The sequence below is a fragment of the Verrucomicrobiota bacterium genome, assembly GCA_016200005.1.
Taxonomy (GTDB): domain Bacteria; phylum Verrucomicrobiota; class Verrucomicrobiia; order Limisphaerales; family PALSA-1396; genus PALSA-1396.
Genome location: JACQFP010000087.1, coordinates 81,797 through 88,465 on the forward strand (window position 1 = coordinate 81,797; position 6,669 = coordinate 88,465).

Sequence of the window (6,669 nt, forward strand, 5' to 3'; positions counted from 1 at the left end):
TGCCGCGTGGTGCAAGAGATTTTACAAGACGCATGAAGCGGATCGGGCAACGCGTGGGAAATTTCGGTCATGGTCGGATTCGACAACTGGATTGCGAGTCGGAGAGTCCTCCGGACGCTTACTTTACGCTTGAGGTAATTGGCGGTGAGCGCAAATTACCTTAAAACCAACAATTGCTGATGGAATTGTTCACCAACGCGCCTGCTGATTGGCCAGTGATACCTGTCCTCCCAAGACCAGGCGATCTTCATTTCTTGAGTTTGATCAAACCTATGATACCAGACACGGAACCACACGATCTTGATTTCTTGAGTCTAGCGATGGCAACCGCGTTGGAGGATGGGTTCAAAGAACAAAATCGGAATGTCCATCCGGTTGCTTTCCAGACCAAACTTTTCAGCGAAGGTGTGCTGAAGATTCCTTGTGAAATCAAATTAGGCAGCAGGAAGTTTGGAGTTTTCATTTTTCCAGACGTGAATGAGGAGGCGGCCGCACATTTCGCAGGCGTCCAATTCATCTATGATCAACTGGAGGGAGAAGAGGCCATTTACTTTGCCTCTGCGAAATTGCCTGCCGTTGACCCGGTCAATCCTTTAGCTCCGTTTGATCCGTTTATGCTCGTGCGACAGGAAAATAAACTGCCCTCGGGCCCCTATGCCATGTGGTGGCCCACCGAAGATGACTCGCGGTTCTCTGATTCACCGGCTCGCCCGTTCATTCGTCGAGCATACGAGGCGCTGAATGGAATCGAAACGTATGTCTTGGCGGCATTGTTGAAGGGCCTCGGTAAAGTGAAGGATGATACCAGGAGCGTGGTCTTGTCGGATGAACTCTGGGCTGAGCCGATCACTGGGCTGGAGCAGATGCCGATGGTGATTTCCGCATCTGTAGAGAAGGGGATTCGGTTTCACTTCCATCCGAAGCACGCAACGGCATCGCACCGGAAACGGTTTTGGAAAGTTTTTTGTGAATACGGCGAATCCTGGCGAACGGCAATCCAACGAGAAGGCGGAGTGGCGGAATGGGCACAAGAAAGCAGCGCGCTCGCATGGTGGGAAAAGGTCGAGGCATTCGCCGTGCAAAAAGAGCGGGAAGACGGCAGCCTCAGCCTGCTGGGAGCGGTGGAAACCGAGAAAAGTTAAGGGCCGGTGATTTTGCATCTAATGAACGAGAGTTAAGAAATGACAGAGCCTGCCATCCTTGGAAAAACCGTGCATGGTCGCGCTATTCTGGTTGATGCGGATGTCATCGCTAAAGATGGAGCGCAACATCAGGTCGGGAAACCCATTCCTCCTCCAGTTAAGGCTGAAAAAGTGTACCACGTAGAATACGAGTTGAAGCATCGTTTTTCTACGGAAGAACTCCGAAGTTTGATTCTTTTGGCGCAGCGGGAGTTACCGTTCTTCCAGTTGAGGAGCGGCAAATCCACGAATAATGCTGAGCTTTACGTAAAAGGCTCATTGAACAAATTCACCCTTCCCGCGGGCATAACTATGGCAGGGGTAAAGTACGTGCAAGGCGAGTTCAAACCCAAATCAGATCCGGCCCGCGAAATCACTGAGATTCTTCAGTCTGCGATAGAAGGCTTTGGGCGTGATGCCATGCTGAGTACTTGTTGCTTGTTTAAAGCCCTGGGATTTGAACAAAACCAAGAGCCAGAAAAATGCGGTCTTTTACTCACAAAAGGGAAGTTGTTTATTGATTATATCTCCTCGATTGACCCGGCTCCCGTACGCCAGGCGTATTTATCGCGACTGATCAGCACTGCGGGTTTGCCGATGCAAATTTTTGAAGACAAGTGGGGATATCATTTTAAACACGCGTTGGCGGGTGAGATTAAAGCCGGCGGTGCAGGTTCAATGTCTGAAAATCCTCTGATGTTTTGGTGTGAAGTGGCTGTCTCAGCCGTATCTGAATTGACAACTTTTATCCACCCTATTTTGAGTGGCGCTTCAGCCCTGGTCGGCGGCCGATGGGCAGGGTGGCCAAGCCCTGGTAGTTTGTTTGGCTTTGATTCGATAGTGGCGAAGAATTATCCATGTGAATCATTTCATCTCCACTTCGGATACACTTTCGACAAGGACATACTGATGACCTTGGAGGAAATGCGAACAATGAAGATAAAAAGTGGAGTATTTCAGACTGTCCTGGCCGATTTCAAATTACATGAGACTGAGGGAACTTTTGAGGTGATCACAAATCGTAAGGGGCATCGATTGAAAGCGACCGTGATTCCTAAAGTGTTGCCCGAATTGAACCGGATTCTGAATGTCAATTTTACCCGTTCAAGCGGATGATTCATATGTAAAATAAGAGGAATGCGAGATGACAGAGCCAGAGAAAAGCATTCTTGGAAAAACTGTGCGGGGCAGCCCGGTTTTGGTTGACGCAGATGTCATCGCCAAAGATGGAGGGCAACATCACGTCGGGAAACCCACTCCTGCTCCAGTTAAGGCTGAAAAAGTGTACCACGTAGAATACGAGTTGAAGCAGCGCTTTTCGACGGAAGAACTCCGAAGTTTGGTTCAGTTGGCGCAACGCGAGTTGCCATCCTTTGAACTGCGAACCGGCGAACCGATAAGTAATGCTGAACTTTATGGCCTCAACGGCCCGCTGAGCAAATTTGTCGTTCCGACAGGTCTAACAATGGCAGGAGTAAATTATGTAGAAGCCAAGTTCAAACCCAAATCAGACCCCGCCCAGGAAATAACTGACATTCTTCAGTCCGCTCTGGAAAGCTTTGAACACGACATGGGGTTCATCACTTGCTGCTTGTTCAAAGCCCGTGGGTTTGAACAAAATAAAAAGCCGGAAGAATGTGGCCTTCATTTCAACAAAGGAAAATTCTTTGTTGATTATAACTCCGAAATCCAACCAACCGCCGCACGGAAGGAGTATTTCTCCCAGTTGATCCCGGCCGTGGGTTTACCCTTGGAACTCGTTGATAGTCCAAGGGGCTTCTTTCAATTCAAGCACACGTCGGAAAGCGCAGTCGGTGACTTCCTGGGTGGAGTGCACAATGTAAACCCCGAGCGGATTCGGTGTGCAATGGCTGTCTCGGCCGCATCAGAACTGACACCGTTTATCCGTGCCATTCTGAACACAGCCACAGCCGTCGTTGGCGCCAACTGGACGGGACTGCCGGGCTACAAAAAGCATTTCAGTTTTGATTCGATTGTGGGAAGGAATTTTCCTTGCGAATCGGTTGATCTCGGCTTCAATTTCGCCTTTGACAATAACATTATGGCTGTGCTGGAGGCGTTGCGAACGATGAAGCGGAAGAGCGAGAGGCAGAGTGGATCGTTTCAAACTTGTCTTGCCAAGTTCAAACTTCTGGAAACTGAAGGATCATTCCATGTCGTGACCACTAAGAAAGGCCACCGATTGAACGCGACCGTGATACGTAAAGTGTTACCTGAGTTGAACCGGATTCTGAATGTCAATTTTACTCCCTCAAGCAGGTGATGTCCTGCCCGAGAGGCTGAATTGATTTTTCCGGCTCGCTTTTTTTGCGAACCAGAGGTTGAGTATTCCTGAATGCATTGTTACCAGATTTCCTTGGTGGTCGGCTGGCTGCTGTTCGCTTGCGCGAACGTCGTCGCCGCTGCGCCGCTGGTGTTCGAGAAGGACATCCGGCCGATCCTCAAGGCACATTGTTTTGATTGTCATGGCGAGGGCGAAAAGTTGAACGGCGGTCTCGACCTGCGCCTGCAGCGGCTGATGCTCAAGGGCGGCGACGAAGGCCCGGTGATCGTACCCGGCAAGCCCGACCGCAGTCTGCTTTTCAAGCTGGTTCACAGCGGCGAAATGCCGAAGCGCGACAAGAAGCTCACCGCCAAAGAAGTCGAAGTGATCAAGCAGTGGATCGCCACCGGCGCGAAGACCGCCCGCCCCGAACCCGCCGAACTGGCCAAGGGCGGTGGCATCACCGAGGAAGAGCGCGCCTTCTGGTCCTTCCAGCCAATTCGCCAGCCGAAAATCCCAGCGACCAAACCCAAAGACCGCGTCCGCACGCCGGTCGATGCATTCCTGGTGGCGGCAATGGTGAAACAGAAACTCGGTTTCTCGCCCGATGCCGAAAAGGTCACGTTGCTCCGTCGCGCCTCATTTGATCTCACCGGCCTGCCACCGACGCCCGCCGAGGTCGAGTCCTTCCTGGCGGACACCGCGAGTGACGCCTACGAAAAGTTGATCGACCGATTGCTCGACTCGCCGCATTACGGCGAACGCTGGGGCCGCCACTGGCTTGACATCGCGGGTTACGCCGACTCGGACGGCTACAGCGACGCCGATCCGCCGCGCGCCTACTCTTACAAGTATCGCGACTACGTCATCCGTTCCTTCAATGCCGACAAACCGTTCGACCAGTTCATCACCGAACAACTCGCCGGCGATGAACTCGCGCGCGTGACGCAAGGAGATCCGAAAGCCGCGCTCACCGACCCGCAAAAGCGTGAGTTGCTCATCGCCACCGGTTTCCTGCGCATGGGTGCCGACGGCACCGCCACGTCTGGTGTTGATCAGGACATGGTGCGCAATCAAGTCGTGGCCGACACGATCAAGATCGTGTCCACCTCCTTGCTCGGATTGTCCGTCGGCTGCGCGCAATGCCACGATCATCGCTACGATCCGATTCCGCAGACTGATTACTACCGGTTGCGCGCGGTGCTCGAACCGGCGCTCGACTGGAAAAACTGGCGCACACCCGACCAGCGCCTGATTTCGCTCTACACGGACGCCGACCGAAAAAAGGCCGCTGAAGTCGAGGCCGACGCGAAGAAGCTTGCCGACGAGAAGGAAGCGAAACAAAAGCAGTACATCGAAGAAGCGTTGACGAAGCATCTCGAAGCGAAATTTGAACCTCCATTGCGCGAACAACTACGGGGCGCCTACGACACGCCCGCCGATAAGCGCACCGCGGAGCAAAAGAAACTCCTCGCCGATAATCCCAGCGTGAACATCAACGCCGGCGTGCTTTATCAATACAACCAAAAGGCTGCCGATGAGTTGAAGGCGATGGACGCGAAGATCGCCGAGGTTCGCACCAACAAACCGCCGGAGGACTTCATCAGCGTCCTGACCGAGCCGGCGGACAAGCTGCCGGTTACCTACCGTTTCCATCGCGGCGATCCGAAACAGCCCAAGGAAGCCATTCACCCCGGCGGATTGAGTGTGCTCGCGCCTCCCGGCCAGACAGTCGAATTGCCGGAGAAAGATCCGAATCTCGCGACCAGCGGCCGACGGCTCGCCTTCGCACATTGGCTTACCAGTCCCACAAACCCGCTCGTCGCCCGTGTGCTGGTGAACCGCGTCTGGCTGGAGCATTTCGGTCGCGGCCTCGTCGGCACGCCGTCGGATTTCGGGGCCATGGGTGAGCGACCGTCGCATCCCGAATTGCTCGACTGGCTCGCGAGTGATTTTGTCGAGCACGGCTGGCAGTTGAAGCGGTTGCAAAAGCTCATCATGACATCCACGGCTTATCGCCAATCCTCACATCGCAATGCTCGTGCCGATCAGCGCGATCCCGAGAATCGTCTCTACTGGCGCAAACCGGTCCAACGCCTCGACGCCGAAATCATCCGCGACGCCATCCTGTCCGCCAGCGGCGTGTTCAACGACAAGATGTTCGGCTCGCCTGTGCCAGTGCGCCCAGATGTGCATGGCCAGATCGTCGTCGGCCTCGACAAAACGACAGGCGACAACAAGATGCCGGTTGAAGAGCCGCTCCATGGCGAGGAGTTTCGTCGCGGGGTTTACGTCCAAGTGCGGCGCAGCCGTCCGCTGGCGATGCTGCACGCGTTCGACGCGCCCGTGATGGAAGTGAATTGCGAGCGCCGCCAATCGTCCACCGTCGCCACGCAATCGCTGATGCTGATGAACAGCCAGTTCATCCTCGACCAGGCCGCGCGCTTTGCCCAGCGCCTGCAAAAAGAAGCGGGCGACGACCGCGCTGGTCAGGTGACCCGTGCCTGGCAACTGGCCTTCAGCCGAAGTCCAACTGCGCCGGAGCTGGCCGACGCGCTCGCATTGCTTTCCCGACAGGCGGACCAACTGAAATCTGCCGCCGAGAAGGACGCCATTGCTACAAAAGATGTGAAGAAGGACGAGAAGGCAAAAAATGTGGAAACGCCGAAGCCCGCGCCCGAACTGCAAGCCTTGACTGATCTATGCCAGGCGTTACTCAGCGCGAACGAGTTTCTCTACGTGGACTAGCCCCAAAACAAGCGAGTTGGGAACCGCAAGGAGCGCCGCGGGGAAAACCTTCTGAATTTGGCGCCTGAAATCTCCCTGGTCGGCTTCGTAATGCCGCCAGCTCCGCGGTCAGCGTGTCACGCCGCCGCAGTGTTCGGATAAAACGAGGCGCCACGACCCTTTTTCCACCTGACGCAGCGACACGGCGTCCGTTAGTGCGTTTTCGAAAATGGCGCCGAGCTCCTCCCTCATTCCACCCGCACCAGCTTTTGCAGCCGCTCCCAGGTCGCGAAGAAATCTTTCAGCCAACTGTTGTAGCTCAATACCCGGTAGATTACACGCCGCGCCGTGCGCACGACCTGGCAAGGGATCAACAGGATCGCCTGGAGAAAGCGCCGGAACTCCATCCGCACCAGTTCCAGTCCCCGTTGGCGGTTGGGCGTCAGCAGCCCATACCAACTCTTGAGATTCCAGGCC

Annotated in this window: 5 protein-coding genes; 4 read left to right on the top strand and 1 reads right to left on the bottom strand. The window is 54.7% G+C overall.

Features of this window, described 5'->3' with window-relative positions; translation table 11 throughout:
* Positions 1–179 precede the first annotated feature (179 nt).
* The 4 genes from HY298_27790 to HY298_27805 all read left to right on the top strand — a co-directional run bounded on the left by HY298_27790 (position 180) and on the right by HY298_27805 (position 6,213).
* A complete protein-coding gene (locus tag HY298_27790) occupies positions 180–1,142 on the top strand; it encodes a hypothetical protein (protein ID MBI3854046.1) in 963 nt (320 codons plus the stop codon).
* Between the two features lie 39 nt (positions 1,143–1,181).
* Positions 1,182–2,297, top strand: a complete 1,116-nt coding sequence (locus tag HY298_27795; protein ID MBI3854047.1) for a hypothetical protein — start codon at positions 1,182–1,184, stop codon at positions 2,295–2,297.
* Between the two features lie 28 nt (positions 2,298–2,325).
* A complete protein-coding gene (locus tag HY298_27800; protein MBI3854048.1) occupies positions 2,326–3,465 on the top strand; it encodes a hypothetical protein in 1,140 nt (379 codons plus the stop codon).
* Between the two features lie 72 nt (positions 3,466–3,537).
* Positions 3,538–6,213: a PSD1 domain-containing protein gene (locus HY298_27805; protein MBI3854049.1), complete on the top strand. Its 2,676-nt coding sequence runs from the start codon at positions 3,538–3,540 to the stop codon at positions 6,211–6,213.
* A gap of 227 nt (positions 6,214–6,440) precedes the next feature.
* On the opposite strand, the gene HY298_27810 is transcribed toward HY298_27805, so the two are convergent.
* On the bottom strand, positions 6,441–6,669 hold a 229-nt coding region (locus HY298_27810), incomplete at its 5' end, for an IS1380 family transposase (GenBank protein MBI3854050.1).

Coding starts and splice junctions, on each gene's coding strand:
- HY298_27790 (MBI3854046.1), top strand. CDS start 180: ATGGAATTGTTCACCAACGCGCCTGCTGATTGGCCAGTGATACCTGTC.
- HY298_27795 (MBI3854047.1), top strand. CDS start 1,182: ATGACAGAGCCTGCCATCCTTGGAAAAACCGTGCATGGTCGCGCTATT.
- HY298_27800 (MBI3854048.1), top strand. CDS start 2,326: ATGACAGAGCCAGAGAAAAGCATTCTTGGAAAAACTGTGCGGGGCAGC.
- HY298_27805 (MBI3854049.1), top strand. CDS start 3,538: ATGCATTGTTACCAGATTTCCTTGGTGGTCGGCTGGCTGCTGTTCGCT.